Below are 18,730 nucleotides of genomic sequence, written 5' to 3'. Positions count from 1 at the left end.
CTCGGCGGTACCAGGCCCCGCTCAGGGGACGCGCTTCTCCAGCTTGTCCAGGGCCGCGGTCGCCTTGTCGCGGCAGCTCGCGTCGCCCTGGTGGATGCAGATCGCGCGCAGCAGCTTGATCTCGCTGGCCGACGCGCGCCCGCTCCAGACCTTCGGCTCGAGCGCCCTGCGCTGCGCCGGGTACGTGCTCGAGTCGAGCGGAGAGCCGCCCTGCGGCGCGCCCGACTCCGCCCCCTTCGGCGCCGAGGCCGACGCCGAGGGCGCGGGCGCCGGCGCGTGCGGCGACGGCCAGTACGACGGCGGGCCGCCGTTCGGCGCGGGCTCCGGCTCGGGCGGCGCGTCGGGGTCCACCTGCCGCCGCAGCTCGGCCACCTTCTCGCGCAGCGACGCCGGGACGCTCGTCGTCTTGGCGATCTCGTTCAGCAGCCTGAGCTTCTCGGCCTTCGTCCCGGCCTGCTCGACCTGCTGGAACATCCTCTCCGCCCAGCGCTCCTCGATCTGCTTCTCGACATCCTTGAAGCGCTGCGTCTCCCGGACCGGCGACGTGTCGGCGATCTCCTGCAGCTTCCGGTGCGCGGCCTCGATGTCCCCCGCCTGGAACCGCTCGAGCACGGCGTCGAGGAGCTGCGCGTCGCTGCCCCCCAGCTCCGGCGCGGTGGACGGCGCCTCCGGCTGGGGCACCGGCCCGTTCGAGCGGGCCCGGGTGACCGCGAACACCGCGATCGCGAGGATCACGGCGACGGCGAGCAGGATCCCCATCGCCTTGCTCGCCCCGCCCATCGAGCGCGACGACTGCACGGCGGGCGCCACGCTCCCGTACGACCCCGGCGCGGCGCCCGCGCCAGGCGAGCCGTCCGGTCCGGCGCGAAAAATCTTGCCAGCGGCGACGAAGCGGAGGCGCACGTCGCCGAGCTCGAGGGCGTCGCCCGCCTCGAGCAAGCCTCGCTTGAGCTCGACGCCGTTGATGCGCACGCCGTTCGCGCTCTGCTTGTCGACGACCTCGTAGCGGCCGTTGCCGAGGCTGATGAGCTCCGCGTGCAGGCGGCTCACGGAGCTGTGGTTGATCGAGATCGTCGCGTCCTCGGACCGCCCGACCGTGAAGCGCTCGCCGTCGAGCGGGAACTCCGCGCCCGGGGTCGGGCCGACGACCATGACGAGCCGGTTGGGGCGGGTGTGGAGCGGCAGGTGCGCCGTGCTGCGGCTGCCCGGCGGCGGCGTGGGGCTCGTCACGGCGGACGAGAGCGCCTCATCGACGATCTCGATGCGGTAGTCGCCGAGCTGCACGAGATCGCCGTGGCGCAGGTGCTGCTCGCCGGTGACGCGCGCGCCGTTGACGTACGTGCCGTTGTAGCTGTCGAGATCCCGGATGACCCAGCCCTGGCCGTTCTTGGCCAGCGTCGCGTGACGGCGCGAGACGTTGCGATCGGTCAGCCGGATCGAGTTCGACTCTCCGCGCCCGAGCGCATACTCCTCATGGGCGAGGGGGAGCCCCGTCTGTTTCCCCTCGTCATCCTCGATCGTCAGCTTCCACATAGCGGGTTCGGGGCATTCAGGCGAAGCCAGGCTCGCTCCGCGAGCCCCCGTGGATCCATGGCACCCACCGCTCGCCGCACGAGCCTCCTCAGCGAGGCGGGACTACTTTAGCGAGTCCGCCTCCGGGAAGGCAACGACGGCGCGCCAGCCTCTGCCGGGCGGCCGGGACCAAGCCGTATCCATCGGCCAGCGCCGGACGTCGCGCGGGCGCGCCCGGCATGGACCGGCGGTCCGCCTGCCCGCGCGGGCGGGATCCGCGGACCGCCGCGCGATCCACGCGGCCCGCAGCGCGCCGGCGGGGCGGGCCGCGCCGCGGCGGAGCGTCCGCGCCGGCCGGCCGGGCGCGGACGTCCCGCCTTGCCCGTGGCCGCGCCCGCGCGCAGCCGCCGCCGAGCGCCCGGGGCCTCGAGGCATTCCGCCCTGGACCGCGGGCTTCTCGTCGCGCAGCGGCTCAATGGCCCCCGCCCACGGGCCGGAACGGGTGGAGGAACGCCGAGAGCGCCCCCGGGTTCCGGGTCTGCAGCCAGAGCCTGCCGTGCCCCTGGAACTCGCAGACGAGCCCCTCGCCCGACAGGAACAGGCCCTTCAGGCCGGCCAGCTTGCGCACCTGGTACCGCAGGCCCTCGGTGAACGCGAGCAGGTGTGTGTTGTCGCAGATATATCCCTCGTGCTCCCGGCCGACGTCGATCGTGTGGATACCGCCGTAGCTCGAGAACCAGATCAACCCCTCTCCGTAGGCCCGGAGCAGCGACAGGCCGCCGGCGAAGAAGCCCTTCGCCCCCTGCCACCTCGTGTCGAGCGTGATGCCCGGCGTGGAGGCGAGATAGGCGCCCGACTGGAGGAATACCTCCATCCCCGAGCGCAGGATGATGCGCTCGATCGACCCCTCCGGGGCGGGGGCGAGCCGCATCGACTGCATGGGCGCCGTGGCCGTGAAGGTGTTCTGGAAGAGGCTCTCTCCGGCCGTCAACCTGCGTTTGAGCGCGCTCGCGAGCCCGCCCTGCAGGCTCGTCTTCATGTCGATGGCCGGGTCGCGCGCCACCATCGCGCCGCTCTCGGCGATGATCTGCTCGCCGGCGTGCTCGAACGTCACGTGGAGCACGCCGAAGTCGGGGTTGTCTCGGATGTCGTCGCGCACGTGGTCTCCGCCCGTCTCCCCTGTGCCTTCAAGGCTGCCGCGGGGCGAGCCGCGCGCCGATCGCGGCGCCGTACCGGCCGGCGTTGCGCGACTGGACCCACAGGCTGCCGTGCCCCTCGACGTGGCAGACGAGGCCCTCGCCCGAGAGCCACGTGCCGAGCCACGTCGACGTGTTCTTGCCGATGCGGCACGAGAGCGTCGACTCCCACGCTGCGAGGTGGCCCGTGTCGACGATGACGTGGCCTCTCACCGGGACCTCCTCGAGCGCGCCGAAGGCGCCGATGATCATCTGACCTTGCCCCGCCGTCTCCAGCGCGAAGAGCCCCGCCCCCGAGAAGAACCCCCGCAGCCCGCCCGAGCGCGTCTTCACCTCGACGTCGGGGCTCGACGCGACATAGGCGCTGCTCTGGACGCACCATTGCTTGTCGCCGACCTCGAGCACCGCCATGTCCCCGGCGAGCGGCGTCGCGAACAGCACCTCTCCGGGCGCGCCCTCCGCCGTGAACGCGTTCCGATAGAACGACTCTCCGGCCAGCATCCGCTTGAGGCCCGACATGATGCCGCCCGACTGCGTCTCGACGTGCACGTGGGTCGACATGCCCACGAGCGCGCCGCTCTCGGCGATCACGCGCTCGCCCGGGGCGAGCCGGCACTGCGCGAGGGCCTGGGAGGGGCGGTAGAGGAGATTCACCTGCATCGGACGCCTGTCTATCTGCCTGTCTTCCTTCGCCGCTCGCTCGCGCGCTCAGGGCGGGAGCAGCGGCGCGAGCCAGCCCACGAGCGCGCCGGCGCTGCGCGACTGGATCAGCACGCGGCCGCGGCCGGTGAGCTCGCAGACGACGCCTTCCCCGGAGAGCACGAGGCCCATGAGCCCACCGCCAGGGCTCCTGATCTTGAGCGCGAGCGACGCGTCGAACCCGACGAGGTGCCCGCCGTCCACCACGAGCGATCCGTCGCACGGGAGCTCCTCGATCGCGCCGTAGCTCGTGATCCAGAGATCGCCGATGCCGGAGGCCTCGATGAAGAAGATGCCCTCGCGCGCGAGCACGCCGCGCAGCCCACCCCAGCGCACCTTGACGTCGATGTCGCCCGCGCTCGCGAGGTAGGAGCCCGCGCTGAAGAGCATCGTCTCGCCCCGGAGGGCGACGTGCTTGACCCGCCCGCTGAGCGGCGGGGCGAGCCACAACCACCCGCCCTCCGGCGCCTCGATCCGGTTCACGAAGAACGTCTCGCCGCCCGCGAACTTCCGGAGCAGCGCGATGAAGAGCGCCTTGAGCCGCCCGAAGAACCCGGCCCCCCGCCCGGCGTTGAGCCGCACCTCGGTCCGCAGGCTCGGCGAGCGCGCGACCATCGCCCCCGCCTCGGCCGTCAACGCCTCGCCGGGGTCGAGCTGGACCTCCAGCAGCGCGGACGACGGCTCATGCTTGGTGCGATGCTGCATTCGTCCACCCGCGGGGCACGTACATATAACGGACCGACGCCGGGAGCGAAAGCAGGAAGAAGGTGTGTCGAGGTGAGCAGCCCGCGCCGAATCCAGTGTTTTCTGTCCAGCGTCTCGCTCGCGCTGACTTCCAGCCTCCGGCGTGGCTAGACTGAGCGCGTGAGCGACAGGCGATTGACGGCCTCCGAGCCGGCGCCACGCACGGAGCCGCGCAGCGAGCAGGGACACGGATCCGGCTTCGTCTCCGCGCCGCAGCGCATCGCCGGGCGCTACGAGATCCTCAGCCTGCTCGGCACCGGCGGCATGGGCAGCGTGTACCGCGTCCGCGACGTGGAGCTCGACGAGGTGGTCGCCCTCAAGATGCTGCGGCGTGATCTCGCCGACTCCGCCGGGATGATCGATCGCTTCCGGCAGGAGGTGAAGCTCGCGCGCCGCGTGACGCACAGGAACGTCGCCCGGACGTTCGATTTCGGCGACCACGACGGCGAGAAGTTCCTCACGATGGAGTGCGTCGAGGGCGAGTCGCTGCACAACGTCCTGGCGCGGACGGGCCCCATGCCGGCGCAGCAGGTCATCGGCATCGGCTGCGCGCTCTGCGACGGGCTCGGCGCGGCCCACGCGGCCGGCATCGTGCACCGCGACCTCAAGCCCGAGAACGTGCTCCTCGACCGGAGCGGGCGGGTCGTCATCACCGATTTCGGCATCGCCCGCGCCTCGTCCGGGCCGAGCGCCGGCGAGTCGTCGGGCTTCGTGCTGGGCTCGCCCGCGTACATGTCGCCGGAGCAGCTCACGGGCGAGCCCGACATCGACGCCCGCACCGACATCTATGCGCTCGGCATGATCCTCTTCGAGTGCCTGACCCACCGGCGCGCCTGGCCGGGCGCCGGCGCGATCGCGGCCGCCATGTCGAGGCTGAGGTCCCCGCCGCCCGACCCGCGCGCCGTCCGTCCGGACGTGCCCGTCGCGGTGGCGGACGTCGTCCTGAAGTGCATGGCGATGCGGCGGGAGGAGCGCTACGCGAGCGCCGCCGAGGCGCACCGCGCGCTCCTGCTCGCGCGCTCGCGGGTGTCGATCGCCCCGCAGCCGGCCCAGTCGCTCGTCTCGGCCATCGCCGCCGCGTCCGCGGCCACGGGCGTGCCGACGGCGCCGCAGCCGATCGAGCAGAGCCCGACCCGGGTCGCCGCGGCGCCCGAGGCGGTCACCGCGGCGCAGCAGCGGCTCATGTCGCCCACGCTGGCGGCGCCCATGCCCACGCCGGCGCCGACGCCGTCGTCCGACCCGACGCCCGCGCTGAAGACGGTCGCCGTGCTCCCGTTCCGCAACGTGGGCGCGCCCGACGACGAGTACCTCGCCGACGGCTTCACCGAGGAGCTCACCGACACGCTCTCGATGACCGCCGGCCTCAAGGTGCGGCCGCGCGCCGCGGTGGCGCGGGTGCGGCTCGAGGGCCGCGACCCCCGGGACGTCGGCCGCGAGCTCGGCGTGCAGGTCGTCGTCGAGGGGTCGATCCGCCGCAGCGGCGGCGGCCACGCCCAGGACGGGCCGCGCTCGCAGACGGCCGCGCCGTACTCGCGCCCGGGGTCGCGCCTCCCGTTCGGCGGCGTGCGCGTGACCGTGCGCGTCATCAGCGTCGAGGACGGGTTCCAGCTCTGGGCGAAGCGGTTCGACAGCTCGCCCGAGGCGCTGCTCGCGGTGAGCGACGACGCGGCGAGCGCCATCGCGGGCGCGCTCACGGTCGACGTCGCCAGCCGCGACCGCGAGGCGCCGAGCGACCCGCGCGCCATCGACCTCTACCTGCGCGCGCGCCACCAGCTGCGGCACCTCTGGTACGGCGACGCCGCGCCGGCGGTGGCGCTCTTCGAGGAGGCGCTGTCGTTCTCGCCGAACGACCCGAACATCCTGTCCGGCTACGCGATCGCCTCGGCGCGGCTGATGGCGGCGCGCGGCGACGGCAGGGCGCAGCTCTCGAAGGCGCAGCAGGCCGCCGAGCGGGCGATCGCGCTCGCGCCCTCGCTCGGCGAGCCGTGGGTCGCCCTCGCGACGGTCCGCTTCAGCGCGTGCGACCCGGTCGCCGCCGTCCCGGCGCTGCGCAAGGCGCTCCAGTGCGCGCCGAGCCTGGCCAAGGCGCACGAGCTGCTCGGCCGCATCCTGCTCGAGGCGGGGCTCGTCGAGGAGGCGGTCTTCCGGCTCGACACGGCGCTGTCGCTCGATCCGGTCGAGCTGTTCCCGCGGTGGGAGCTCGCGCGCGGCCGCGCGCTGCTCGGCGACTGGTCGGGGGCCGGCGCGCTGCTCGACCTGCCGGCCGACGACCCGTCGAGCCGCTTCCACAAGGCGGTGATGCGCGCCCGGTTCGGGCTGTGGCGCGCCCGGCCGTTCCCGATCGACGACCTGCCGCTCGCGACCGAGACCATCCCGATCCAGTACGCGCGCATCTACCGCGACGTGCTCGCGACGTCGCGGCTGTCCGACGAGCAGCGGGCGTTCCTGCGATCGAAGGCGGACAGCACCGAGCCGGGCAGCCGCCTGCGCCCGCTCTTCCTGCAGATGTACGCCGAGATCCTCGCCTACCTCGGCGAGGACGAGGCGCTCTTCCAGGCGCTCGCCGGCGCGGTGGAGGCGGGGCTCTTCGACGCCCTCTGGATGCAGCGCTGCGCGGTCCTCGACCGCGCCCGGTCCGACGCGCGCTTCGCCCCGCTGCGCGCGCGGGTCGAGGAGCGCGCCGCGGCGATCGTCGCCGCGCTCAAGGCCTGAGCTCGGCGCTCAGCCCCTGCGCGCGTTCCTGGCCGCCCTGGACACGGCGGGCATGAGCACGTCGCCCTCCACGTGGCCGGAGACGTCGAGGATGGTGCGCCCCTCCGCGTCGCGCCCCGGGCGCTCGCGCGTGTAGCGCTCCACGGGGGCGGCGAGCACGACGCCGAGCTCGCGCGCCGCGCCCGTGAGCTCGGCCGCGAGCGCCTCCTCGACGATCCGGGCGCGCTCGGCGCTCGGCGTGCCGGGGGGGATGGCGACGGCCACCGAGCCCGAGACGACCCCGCCCTGCGCGAGCAGCCCGTGCGGCGAGCCGGTCTTCTGCGCGAGCTTGAGCGCCACGCGCGCCGCCTCCAGGCGCTCGCGCGCGGCGGCGAGCGACGCCGCGCCGCGGCGGAGGACCTCGTGCGCGTCCTGCGACGGGTCGCCGCGGTACTCCTCGGCGACGAGCGCGTTCTCTTCCCGGATCCGCGTGACCTCGGCCTCGGCGGCCGCGACGTCGGCCTCGTACTGCGACAGATCGATGGAGCTCATGGAGTTGTCGTCACCCTCGGTTCGTGAACAGGAGGCTGCCCGCGAGCAGCACCCCGGCGGCCGCGGCGCCGTAGAGGCAATAGCGCGCGAGCGCCGCGTGGCCAGCGAGGTAGAGCTGTAGCCCCGCGAAGCCCGCCGCGATCGCGAGCGCCGCGTAGATGAGCTGGCGCACCCCCGTGTACACGAGCGACGCGGCCTGCGACAGGCCGCGGATCTTCACCTCGGCCTCGCCGCGGTTGGCGCGCGTGAGGTACTTGCGCAGGTCGTCGGGGATCGTCAGCGCCTTGATCCCCATGTCCTTCGCTGCCTCGAGCGCGATCTGGGCCCAGTCGCGGCTGCCGAGGACGAAGTCCTGGAGGTAGGGGCGCACCACATCCATCGGGTTGAGGTCCGGATCGAGCTGCGTGCACACCCCGGTGAGCAGGAGCAGGGTGCGCTCGAGCAGCACGAAGTCGCGCGGCACGTGGAACGCGCCGGAGAGCTCCTTCAGGCCGATGTTCATGCGCCGGAGGTCGATGAGGCTCTCGATGCCCTTCTGCGGGTCGAGCTTGATGTCCTTCAGGTTGAAGGACTCGAGCTTCACCTCGTCCTGGAAGCGCTGGTGGAAGAACTCGACGACCCGCTCGCTCACGTCGACGGTGTCGCGCCGCGACAGGAAGCCCATCTTGCGCAGCGCCTTGATGATCCCGTCCGTGTCGCGGCGGATCACGGCCTCGAGGAACTCGGGGATGCCCTCGCGCATCTCGTGGGAGAGCTCGGCGACCGCGCCGAAGTCGAGCAGGATGAGCTCCCCGCCCGGCCCGACCAGCATGTTCCCCGGGTGCGGATCGGCGTGGTAGACGCCGTCGACGAAGATCTGCTGGCAGAAGACCTGGACGATCTGCCGGGCGAGCGCCTTGCGGTCGACGCCGTGCGCCTCGAGCGCCGCGAGGTCGCCCACCTTGATCCCCTCGACGAACGTCGTCGTCATCACCCGGCGCGTGCAGTACGGGTCGATGGGGCGGGGGAACCGGACCTGCGGCTGGTTCGCGAAGTTGTCGGCGATGCGCGTGATGTTCCTGGCCTCTCGAACGAAGTCGAGCTCCTCCAGGATCATCGAGCGGATCTGGTGGTAGTAGGCGTCGAGCCCCTGCACCGGGACGAACTTCGAGATGATCGCCATGATGCGGCGGATGGTGAGCAGGTCGAGGCGGACGATCTCGTCGATGTCGCGGTGCTGCACCTTCACGGCGACGCGCGTGCCGTCCATGAGCCAGGCCTCGTGCACCTGGCCGAGCGACGCGCTCGCGAGCGGCTCCCTGTGGAAGCGGGCGAAGAGCTGCTCGATGGGGCGCCCGAGCTCGTCGGCGACGCGCGCCGAGATCTCCTCGTAGGGGCGCGGCGGCACCTGGTCCTGCAGCCCCTCGAGCCCCGCGCGCAGGGCGGCGGGGAGGAAGTTCGCCATGATGCTGAGCATCTGGCCGACCTTGATGAACAGGCCCTGGAGCTCGACGATGGTGCGCTCGATGCGGCGCGCGTTCCTCGCGTGGACCTCGTCGACGCGGCTCTGCGCCCAGGTCTCCCCGAAGAGGCGGCTCAGGAAGGAGAACCAGAGGTAGCTCGCGATGACGGTGAACGTCGTGAGGTAGGCGCGGACGAAGCGGCCGCTCTGCGCGGCGTTCTGCCGGAACGACCGCGGCGTCGCGGCGGCGCTCCGCGGGAGCGGCGCCGCGTCCACGACCGCGGGCGGCGCGGCGGGCGGCGCGGGCGGCGTGGTGGACGGCGCGGGCGGCGCGGCGGGCGCGGGCGGCGTGGACAGCGCGGCGGGCGGCGCGGATGGCGCGCGGGCGGCCTCGGCGGGCGCGCGCAGGAGCCCGGGGGACGAGCTCAGCTCTTCGGGGGCGGCGCCGTGGGACACGGCGGCAGCCTAGCATCGGTCGGCGCCCGCCCGTGAAAACGCGGGTGCGATGCGGTGCGCAACCGTCGGCGCGTCATCGCGCCCGCGCCATCGCCTCGGCGATCGCGTCGTAGGCGGCGGGCCGCGCGCGACGGATCGCGTCGGAGGCGCGCGTCGGGTGGACCCGGTTCGTGAGCAGCACGCCGACGAGCCCCGCGTCCGGATCGATCCAGAGGCTCGTCCCGGTGAACCCGAGGTGGCCGAAGGTCCCCGGGCCGAACCGGGCGCCGGAGCTCGGCCTCTCGCCGCTCCTGCCGTCGAACCCGGCGCGCAGCGATCCGCCCGGCCGGGGCGCGACGAGCCGCCAGAGCTCGTCGCGCGAGAGCCACGCCGGCCGCTCGCCCGCGAGCGCCTCGAGCAGCGCGACCCCGAGCCGCGCCACGGACATCGCGTCGCCGAAGAGGCCCGCGTGCCCGGCCATCCCGTCGCGCGCGATCGTCCATGCGTTGTCGTCGTGCACCGCGCCGCGGATCACGCCCCCGCGGAACGCGACGTCCTCCGTGGGCACGACGCGCTCGTCGAACCGCGGATCGCGGCGCCTGAGCGCGCGCGCCGGCGCGATCGCCAGCCCGAGCGGCCCGGTCACCTCGCGCGCGACGACCTCGTCGAGCTCGGCCGCGCCGCGCCGCGCGAGCGCCGCGCCGAGGAGCAGGTAGCCGAGGTCGCTGTAGACCGGCGGAAACCCCTCGTCCGGCGGATCGCCCGCGCACGCCTCGCGCCGCCCGTTCGCACACTCGAGCAGCGCGCGGTGAGGATCGATCGGCGCATCGTCATCGGCCGGATGGAGCACGCGGTGCGCCTCGAGCCCGGCGCGGTGCGCGGCGAGGAGCTCGAGCGGCACGCGGGCCGAGCGCGTGCCTGCGAGCTCTGGCAGCACCTGACCGAGCGGCTCGTCGAGCCTCACCGCGCCGGCGCGCGCGAGCCGGGCGAGCGCGAGCGCCGTGAGCGGCTTCGTCACCGACGCGAGATCGAAGATCGCGTCCTCCGTCGCCGGCGGCGCCGCGCCGCGTGCGCCCGCCGGCGGGCTGCTCTCGAACCAGAGGTGCCCGGCGGCGCCGAATCCGTACTGGACGTTGTCTCGGGTGCGCATGGCGGCGGCGACGCACGCGCAGGGGGCGGCGCGGTGTTCTTCGACCACGAGCTCTGCGACGCGCGTGAGATCGACGGGGGGCATGCCCGACGATGAGAAGGCTGCCCGTGCGCCCCTGTCAAACGGGCTCGGGCGGCGGGCCGATCGGGCCCTGAGAAAGGCGGAACGACCCCCGAAAAGAGCGAGCGGCGCAGGCGGTCCTGCTTCAGGATCCCGCCGTGACTTCTCCCACGAGCACCGAACCGCGGGCCGCCGTTGCGTCGCTCGCCGCGCTGGCGTCGCGGTACGACGGTCGCCGGCCCGATCGCTGGTCGCCGGTCCCCGAGCAGCTCGACGCGGCCATCGCGCACGACATCGAGCTCGCCGAGGCGGGGCGCGTGGCGCGCGCGCCGCTCGTGGCCGAGCTTGCGCGCCGCTTCGAGTTCCCCGCGCACTACCTCGACGCGATCCTGCTCGTGCCGCGCGAGCGCTTCGTCCTGCCGGAGGACCTCGCGGCCTCCGCGGACGACACCCCGTTGCCGCTCGATCGGGCCGGGCACGCGACCGTGAGCGCGCCGCACGCGTACCTGCTCACCTACAGCCTGCTCGGCCTCGCGCCGGGCGATCGCCTCCTCGAGCTCGGCACGGGGACCGGCTACGGGGCTGCGCTCGCGCGGCGCATCCTCGGCCCGACCGGGCACGTCACCTCGATCGAGATCGACCCCGCGTTGCACGTGCGCGCGGCCCGGCTGCTCGGCGCGCGGCCGGATCCACGGGGCGACGACGAGGCGCTCGCGTGCAGCAGCGCCGGTCCGTCTTACGAGGGCGCGAGCGTCACGCTGCTGTGCGGCGACGGGCGCTCGCTCGCCGAGCGCGTGCTCGCGGTGGGTCGGACGTTGCCGTCGGAGCGCCCGTGGAAGGTCGCGGTGACCTACGCGCTGACCGCGCCGCCCGCCGCGCTCGAGGAGCAGCTCGCCGACGGCGGCGTCCTTGTCGCGCCGGTCGGCGCCTGGGAGGCCCACCAGGAGCTCGTGCGCGTCGAGCGCCACCAGGGCGCGCTCCTCCGCGAGATCCACGGGGCGGTGCGCTACGTCGCGGAGCGCGGGCGCGGGTAGCACTGTTCGTTGGGCAATGCCGGGGAGCGCGGCCGCCGGCGGCGGGCCGGCCCGCATCCGCCGGTGCATCGCGAACAGGTCTGCGCCCGATGGCTGTCGAAGGCTGCTCCTGCGCGCCGCGTGGCCCGGACCGGTTCCTCCTTCGCCTCGACGACCGGAGCCGTCGCACGGACTCGCACCGAGGGCTGGTCATGCCGGATCGCCCCGCAGCATGTCCGGGTGGCACACCACCCTGTCCAGATGACGCACTTCCCTGTCCAGATGACACACTTCCATGTCCAGATGGCGCCCCCGAGCGTCCGGATGACACACTCCCGTGTCCGGGTGGCGCATCTCCATGTCCGGGTGCGAACTGTGACAGTCCGTGCCAGTCCCCGGCGCTTCGCCGGCTCATCGAGGCCGCCGATCCTCGCATCGCCGTGAGCGCCGGCGGGGGTCTCCGCGCGGCGGGGGCGGGTGGGCGCGGCGAGCACCGACCGAGGTGCCATCCGGTGTCAGGGGGCTCCACGTTTCAGGCGCGCCTTGTGTGGCGCGCGACGGAACGTCCCAGGAGGCATGACCCGAAGGGAGACATGCCGGGTGGTGTTCTCAGCGCAAGCTCTCCCGCCCCCGTCTTGGCGGATGGCCGAGCGCCCACCCGCCCCCGCCGCGCGGAGACCCCCGCCGGCGCGTGCTGTTCGGCACTGCGCTCCCTCCGCCTCCGCGTCCCACCTCGCACCACCGCCCCGCCACCTGGATCAGAGAACGCCCCACCGTCTTTGACCCCCGGCCTCGCCGAACTTTATCCTGGCGTTCCCCGAGAGGCGGGGCCGCCCCGGCGCGTCGGCTCGGCCCGTCGTGGACCAGGGAGAAGACCGGAAGCACTATGGCGGAGTTCGTTTGGGAGGCGCGCGGCCGCACCGGAGAGATCCGGAAGGGCACGATGGAGGCCGAGAACGAGGCGGCGGTGCAGAACCGGCTCCGCGCCCAGCAGCTCAACCCGACCCGGGTCAAGAAGAAGGGCGCCTCGCTCAACTTCAACCTGAGCTTCGGCTCGGGCGTCGAGGCCAAGGACCTCGTCAAGTTCATCCGCCAGTTCGCGACGATGATCGACGCGGGCCTCCCGCTGGTCCAGTGCCTCGAGATCCTCTCGAACCAGGAGCCCAACAAGGTCTTCCAGGCGGCGCTGCGCGACATCAAGAACACGGTCGAGCAGGGCGCCACGTTCAGCGACGCGCTCCGGCGCCACCCGAAGATCTTCGACGACCTGTTCGTGAACCTCGTCCAGGCCGGCGAGGTGGGCGGCATCCTCGACAGCATCCTGAACCGGCTCGCGATCTACATCGAGAAGCGCGTCAAGCTCGCGCGCCAGGTGCGGGGCGCGCTCGCGTACCCGGTCGCCGTCATCATCATCATGATCGTCGTCATGGTCGTGCTGATGTCGTTCGTCATCCCGTCGTTCGAGACGATGTTCGCGGAGTTCGGGGCGAAGGACGCGCTCCCGCAGCTCACGAAGATCGTCATCGCGACGTCGAAGGCGTTCGTGACCTACCTCCCGCTCATCGTCGTGCTGACGGTGGCCGGGGTCGTCGGCGGGGTCTACTTCTACCGCTCGCCGGCCGGCAAGCGGATGGTGCACCGCGTCCTGCTCAAGCTGCCGATCATCGGCCCGGTCATGCAGAAGATCGCCGTGGCGCGGTTCTCGCGCACGCTCGGCACGCTGCTCGGCTCCGGCGTCCCGATCCTCGACGCGCTCGACATCGTCGCGAAGACGGCCGGCAACGTCGTCGTCGAGGAGGGCCTCATGTACTCGCGCCAGAAGATCTCCGAGGGGAAGAACATGGCCGAGCCGCTCGGCGAGATGCAGGTCTTCCCCGGCATGGTCGTGCAGATGGTCGCGGTCGGCGAGCAGACCGGCGCGCTCGACACGATGCTGAACAAGATCGCCGACTTCTACGAGGAGGAGGTCGACGTCGCCGTCTCCGCGCTGACGTCGCTGCTCGAGCCGCTGCTGATGGTCGTCGTCGGCGGCATGGTCGGCGTCGTGCTCATCTCGATGTACCTGCCGATCTTCGATCTCGCCGGCAAGATCAAGGCGGAGTGATGTCGCCGGCCGCCGCGCCCCTCCCGCCCGGCGCGCCGGGCGGCGACGAGGCGCCGCTCGCGAGCCGGCTCACCTGGCTCATCGCGCTGCGCCTCGCGGTGCTCACGGTCTTCCTCGTCGTGACCGCGGCGGTGTACCTCGGCGGCTTCACCCCCGGCAGCTTCTCCAGCATCGTCGCGCTCGTGACGGTCGCCGCGGCGTACGGCGTCTCGGGGGTCTACGCGGTGTTCCTGCGCATGAACCGCGCCCTCCGCGCGATCGCCCGCGCGCAGCTCGTCACCGATCAGATCACCTGGACCGCGCTCGTGTACATCACCGGCGGGGCCACGAGCGGCGCCACGTCGCTCTACGGCCTCACCTGCCTCACGGGGGCGATCCTCCTCGGGCTCCCGGGCGCGGTCGTCGCGGCGGCGTCCGGGGCCTCGGCGTACCTCCTCCTGTGCGCCGCGCTCGGGCTTCACCTCGTCGGCGTGCCGCCGGATCAGCCCTCCGGGGCGTACGTGACGAGCTGGGGCGAGCTCCGGTACCCCATGTTCGTCAACCTGCTCGCGATCATGGTGGTCACGCTGCTCGCGAGCTACCTGGCCGAGCGGCTGCGCGCGACGGGCGGCCGGCTCGTGCAGGCCACGGCGCGGGCGGAGCAGGCCGAGCGGCTCGCGGCGCTGGGCCGCCTCGCCGCGGGGCTGGCGCACGAGATCCGCAACCCGCTCGGCTCGATCGCGGGCTCGATCGAGCTGCTGCGCACGGGCGGCACGCTCTCGGATGAGGACCGGAAGCTCTGCGAGATCATCGAGCGCGAGACGGCGCGCCTGAACGACCTCGTGGGCGACATGCTCGACCTGTCGCGCCCCCGGGCGCCGGCGCTCGAGGGCGTGGACCTCTCGGTGACGGCGCGCGACGTCGTCGTGCTCGCGGGGCGCTCGGGCCGCGGCGGCGACGTCGAGGTCCGCTTCGAGGGCCCGCCGTCCGCGCCCGTGACCGCCGACGCCGCGCAGATGCGCCAGGTCGTCTGGAACCTCGTGCGGAACGCGATCCAGGCGAGCTCGCCGGGCGCGGCCGTGGCGGTGCGCCTCTGGCGCGACGCGGGCGCCTGGATCCTCGAGATCCGCGACCAGGGGCGCGGCATCCCCGCGGGCGCCCGCGACCGCCTCTTCGACGCGTTCTTCACGACCCGCACGCACGGCATGGGCATCGGCCTCGCCGTGGTGAAGCGGATCCTCGACGATCACGGCTTCGCGATCGAGGTGGACAGCCGCGAGGGGGAGGGCACCGCGTTCCGGGTGAAGATCCCGGACCGGCCGCTCGCGGAAGGCGCGGCGGAGCCCCTCGCGATCGCCGCGGGAGATTGCGGCGGAGCTCGCTTCCGCGCATGAATAGCGGGCGATGACCGTCGTCTGCCCCTCCAGAGCGGATCGGCGCCGGCGGATAGCCGTCTCTTTTCGCGATGTTCATGGAGAGCACGGACAGGACGTCATCGAGCCGCCGGGGCTCCCGTCCGACCTGGCAGTCCGTTTGCCTGGCGTCTAGAGACAGGGCGAGCAGCGCGGGCGACCGAGGCTCGCTCGCGGCTCGCAGGTAGAGAAGGAGAACCCCACGTGACACGCAGGATGAACCACCTCTTCGCGGCGACGTTCTCGCTGCTCGCGCTCACGCTCGGCCAGGTCGGCCTCGCGAACGCCGGGCCGGCGACGGACGTCGTCAAGGCCAAGCAGACGGTCCTGTTCGACCTCCTGAAGCAGGGCGGCGGCGAGAGCCAGAAGAAGGTCGGCGCTGTCTTCGACGAGATGCTCGACTACTCGGCGCTGGCGGAGAGCTCGCTCGGCAGCGAGTGGGCCGCCCGGACCGACGCCGAGAAGAAGCAGTTCAGCGATCTGCTCAAGCAGCTCGTGCGCAAGGCCTACGAGCGCAACCTGAAGAAGACGCTCGACTTCAACATCGAGTACACGGGCGAGAGCGAGAGCGGCGGCGTCATCACGGTCAAGACCCGGGCCGTCTCCAAGAAGGACGCGCGCGAGGAGCCGGTCGAGATCGCCTTCAAGCTCTCCCAGAAGGGGAACACCTGGCTCGTGCGGGACATCGTCACCGAGGGCGTCAGCCTGGTGGGGAGCTACCGCGCGCAGTTCACGAAGATCATCAAGAAGGACGGGTTCCCGGCGCTGATCCAGAAGATGAAGGACAAGCTCGCCAAGGGCGACCTCTGACCGGCCTGCCGGCGGCGCTCGCCTCGTGAGCGCGCCGCGCCGGGCGGCGCCCCGCGCGGCCTGATCGCCCGCGCAGCCCGGCCGCCGTGGCCGCCCCCCGCGCCCGAGCGCCCGGCGCGCATTCCGCCGCGCCGCTGCAGGCGCGTTTCCACGCTCGCTTGCCGTGAACTCGCCTGAATTGCCGCAGGGTTGATACCCTTGGCGGGTATGGCTGCTGGACAGAGGCGCGGCCGGTCGGCGCGCGCGCTGGGCCTTCCGCCGTCGCTCCGCGCGCTCGCGCCCGGCGGCGGTGCGGCCCCGCGTCCGCCCGACGACCGCCCTGTCCTCCGGCTCGCCGTCAGCAAGGGGGCGCTCGCGATCGAGCTCGGCGAGCCGTTCGCGCTCGGCCCGCTCCGCGTGACCGAGCTCGTCGTGCGGCTCGCCGGGATCCGGTTCCCCGTCGACCTCTCCGGCGGCGTCGCGCGCTTCCGCCACCGCCGCGGCCAGCTCGCCCGGATCGCCGTCGAGGCGCAGGGGAGCGATCTCGCCGGCTGGGCGGCGCCGCGGCTCCGCGGCTTCTTCGGCGAGGGCACCCCGCAGCTCCTCATCGCGCCGATCGAGGACGGCGCGCTCGTCGCGCTGCGATCCGGCGAGACGGCGCTCGCGTTCGAGGTCGCCGTCGCGCCCGGCGAGCGCGCGCTCAGGCTCCTGCCGGAGCGCGCCCGCGGCGTCGGCCTCGAGGCCCCGCCGCACGCGCTCGCGCTCCGGGCGCTCTCGCTGATCGCGGGCGCGCACGGGCGCCTCGTCGAGGGCGCGGTCGTGCTGGACGCCGCGGTCGAGCGCATCGTCCGTGTGCTCCTCCCCGCGGCCGGGGCGAGGGCGCCCGCGGTGGGCGGGGTGCAGTGGACGGCGGTGGCCGCCGAGGCGGGCCGCTTCCGCGCCGAGGGCGCGCTCGGCGAGATGCCTCCAGCGCTGAGCGACCGCGCGCTCCGGGCGCTCGAGGCGGCCGAGCTCGCGGGCGCCGCCGACGAGCTCGCGCTCGCGGGCGGGCTCGATCAGGCGCGCTACCACTACCTCTCCGCGCTGGAGCGCGCCCCGCGGCACCCCGAGATCTCCGGGCGCCTCGCCTGGCTCGACCTCGTCATCGGCGATCGCGCCGAGGGGGCGCTCTCCACCGTCGTCGAGGCCATGCCCGCCGTGGACGCCGGCCTCCTCGGCGGCGCGCTCCTCGAGGCGGTCGGCGATCGCGACGGCGCCTTCTCGGCGCTCGCCCGCGCCGCGCACGCCGAGCCCTACGGCCCGCTCGCCGCGCTCGCCTGGCTGCGCGCGGCGCGGCTCGCGGACACGTTCGACGTGCGCCTCGACGCGCTGAACCTCGGCGTCGCGCGCGCGCCCGGGCTCGAGTCGCTGCGCTGGGCGCGGCTCGAGGCGCGGCTCGACGTCGCCGACGTGCGCGGCGCGCTCGCCGACGCCGAGCACCTCGAGGCCGCCGCGCGCGGCCCCGACGCGCGCCACGCCGTCTACCGCAGGGCCGCCGAGATGGTCCTTGCGCGCGGCCACGCCGCCGACGCGCGGGCGCTCTTCGAGCGGGCGCTCCGTTACGCGCCCGAGAGCCCCGACGCGGTCGCGGGGCTCGCGCGCTCGCTGCGCGCGGCCGGGGAGGGGAGGCGCGCGCTCGACCTCCTCGCCCGCGCGCGCGCGCTCGCCGCGCGCAGCGGCGCGGGCGGCGAGAGCGCGCGCGCGCTCGACCTGGAGCTCGCCCGCGGCCTGGCAGAGATCGCCGGCGACCTTCCGGCGGCGGTCGCGCGCGTGCGCGCCATCCCGCCCGGCGAGCCGGAGGCGCTGGAGGCGCGCCTGCTCGAGGGCCGCTGGTGCGCCGAGCTCGGCGATCTCGGCGGCGCGTCGGTCGCGCTCGGGCGGCTGCGCGACGCCGTCGAGCTCGCGCTCCAGGGCCGCGCCGCCGACGACGCCGGCTCCGCCCGCGGCCGCGGCGCGCTGCTCGGCGAGGGCCACGCGGCCGTGGCGGCCATGCTCGCCGAGGCCGCCGAGATCGAGGAGCGATCCCGCGGCGATCTCCTCGCCGCGCAGCGCCACCTCGGCCTCGCGCTGCGCCTCCGGCCGCGCGACCCGGGCATCCGCGCCTCCTTCCGCCGCGTCTCGGGCGAGATCGCGCCGCACCAGGCCGCGCCGCCCGCCGCGGACGCGTCGATCCCGTCGCCCCAGCGTCCTCGCGCGGCCGAGCAGAGGATCGAGGTCCACGTCTCCGCGCCGCGCCGGCGCACGCTCCCGCCGGAGCCCGTGGTGATCGCCCCCGCGCCGGCCGCTCCTCCTGTCGTCCCCCGGCCGCCGGTGGTCCCGACGCCGGTCGACCGCGGGTTGATCGATCGGCCGCGGGTGGCCCCGACGCCGGTCGACCGCGGGCTGCTCGACCGGCCGCCCGTGGCCCCGGCCGACCCTGGGTTGATCGAGGAGCTGCCCACGCTCGACAACGCGGACACGTCCACCGAGCTGAACGCGCCCGGCCCGCCCAGCGTCACGCTGGCGGAGGGCCAGTCGCCGCTCCTGCGCGGGTTCGCCCTCGACGACGAGCTCCTCGCCGATCGGCTCGCCGATCGCCTCCGCGCCGATCCCACCGACCAGGGGGTGGCGATGGCGCTCGCCGACGTGCTCGCCCGGCTCGGCCGCGATCTCGACCTCCTCGCCCTGCTCTCGGCGCGCATGGACGAGGGGGACGAGGCGACCCGGCAGGAGATCGCGCCGCGCCGTCGCGACGTGCTCGCGCGGCTCGCCGCGAGGGCGCGCAGCGAGGGGCGCGACGCCGAGGCGGAGCTCTACGAGATGCTGCTCCACGCCGATCTCACCTGAGCCTCAGCTCGGCGGCCCAGCTCACCGCGCGCCCGTCGCCGTCGCGCGTCCCCGCTGCGCGCTTGGCCCGCGCCCTTCGCCCGTGATA

The 18,730-nt window shown here is 74.1% G+C and carries 13 protein-coding genes; 6 read left to right on the top strand and 7 right to left on the bottom strand.

What is annotated here, in order from left to right:
- Positions 1–21 precede the first annotated feature (21 nt).
- The 4 genes from WME96_RS33315 to WME96_RS33300 form a co-directional block, all read right to left on the bottom strand.
- Entirely contained in the window at positions 22–1,533 is a 1,512-nt protein-coding gene (locus WME96_RS33315) for an FHA domain-containing protein (protein ID WP_437285615.1), read from the bottom strand.
- A gap of 451 nt (positions 1,534–1,984) precedes the next feature.
- Positions 1,985–2,671 carry a TIGR00266 family protein gene (locus WME96_RS33310; RefSeq protein WP_061620916.1) on the bottom strand — a complete coding sequence of 229 codons (687 nt, stop codon included), beginning with the start codon at positions 2,669–2,671 and terminating at the stop codon, positions 1,985–1,987.
- Positions 2,672–2,699: 28 nt separating this feature from the next.
- On the bottom strand, positions 2,700–3,368 hold the full coding sequence (locus WME96_RS33305; RefSeq protein WP_437285614.1) for a TIGR00266 family protein: 669 nt from the start codon (positions 3,366–3,368) through the stop codon (positions 2,700–2,702).
- Between the two features lie 48 nt (positions 3,369–3,416).
- A complete protein-coding gene (locus WME96_RS33300) occupies positions 3,417–4,112 on the bottom strand; it encodes a TIGR00266 family protein (protein ID WP_437285613.1) in 696 nt (231 codons plus the stop codon).
- 159 nt (positions 4,113–4,271) lie between these two features.
- Between WME96_RS33300 and WME96_RS33295 the strand changes: the two genes are divergently transcribed.
- Positions 4,272–6,863, top strand: coding sequence for a protein kinase domain-containing protein (locus WME96_RS33295; RefSeq protein WP_437285612.1), 2,592 nt, complete (start codon positions 4,272–4,274; stop codon positions 6,861–6,863).
- Positions 6,864–6,872: 9 nt separating this feature from the next.
- On the opposite strand, the gene WME96_RS33290 is transcribed toward WME96_RS33295, so the two are convergent.
- The 3 genes from WME96_RS33290 to WME96_RS33280 form a co-directional block, all read right to left on the bottom strand.
- Entirely contained in the window at positions 6,873–7,394 is a 522-nt protein-coding gene (locus WME96_RS33290) for a hypothetical protein (protein ID WP_437285611.1), read from the bottom strand.
- A 10-nt stretch (positions 7,395–7,404) separates the two neighbouring features.
- Entirely contained in the window at positions 7,405–9,291 is a 1,887-nt protein-coding gene (locus WME96_RS33285) for an ABC1 kinase family protein (protein ID WP_437285610.1), read from the bottom strand.
- Between the two features lie 73 nt (positions 9,292–9,364).
- The gene (locus WME96_RS33280) at positions 9,365–10,504 is read right to left on the bottom strand and encodes a serine hydrolase domain-containing protein (protein ID WP_437285609.1); all 1,140 of its coding nucleotides are present in this window, start codon (positions 10,502–10,504) and stop codon (positions 9,365–9,367) included.
- A 134-nt stretch (positions 10,505–10,638) separates the two neighbouring features.
- On the opposite strand from WME96_RS33280, the gene WME96_RS33275 reads away from it, so the two are divergent.
- The 5 genes from WME96_RS33275 to WME96_RS33255 all read left to right on the top strand — a co-directional run bounded on the left by WME96_RS33275 (position 10,639) and on the right by WME96_RS33255 (position 18,642).
- A complete protein-coding gene (locus WME96_RS33275) occupies positions 10,639–11,514 on the top strand; it encodes a protein-L-isoaspartate O-methyltransferase family protein (protein WP_437285608.1) in 876 nt (291 codons plus the stop codon).
- Between the two features lie 865 nt (positions 11,515–12,379).
- Complete coding sequence (locus WME96_RS33270) at positions 12,380–13,597, top strand: type II secretion system F family protein (RefSeq protein ID WP_437285607.1); 1,218 nt, start codon at positions 12,380–12,382, stop codon at positions 13,595–13,597.
- A complete protein-coding gene (locus tag WME96_RS33265; protein WP_437285606.1) occupies positions 13,597–14,970 on the top strand; it encodes a sensor histidine kinase in 1,374 nt (457 codons plus the stop codon). Before WME96_RS33270 ends, WME96_RS33265 begins: the two co-directional genes overlap by 1 nt.
- 222 nt (positions 14,971–15,192) lie before the next feature.
- Positions 15,193–15,798: an MlaC/ttg2D family ABC transporter substrate-binding protein gene (locus tag WME96_RS33260; protein ID WP_437285605.1), complete on the top strand. Its 606-nt coding sequence runs from the start codon at positions 15,193–15,195 to the stop codon at positions 15,796–15,798.
- Positions 15,799–16,005: 207 nt separating this feature from the next.
- A complete protein-coding gene (locus WME96_RS33255; RefSeq protein ID WP_437285604.1) occupies positions 16,006–18,642 on the top strand; it encodes a tetratricopeptide repeat protein in 2,637 nt (878 codons plus the stop codon).
- Positions 18,643–18,730: the final 88 nt, after the last annotated feature.

Source organism: Sorangium sp. So ce406 (assembly GCF_051474675.1).
Taxonomy (GTDB): domain Bacteria; phylum Myxococcota_A; class Polyangia; order Polyangiales; family Polyangiaceae; genus Sorangium; species Sorangium cellulosum_G.
Note: the sequence above shows the minus strand (reverse complement) of the source record. Positions and strands in the feature narration are given on the sequence as shown.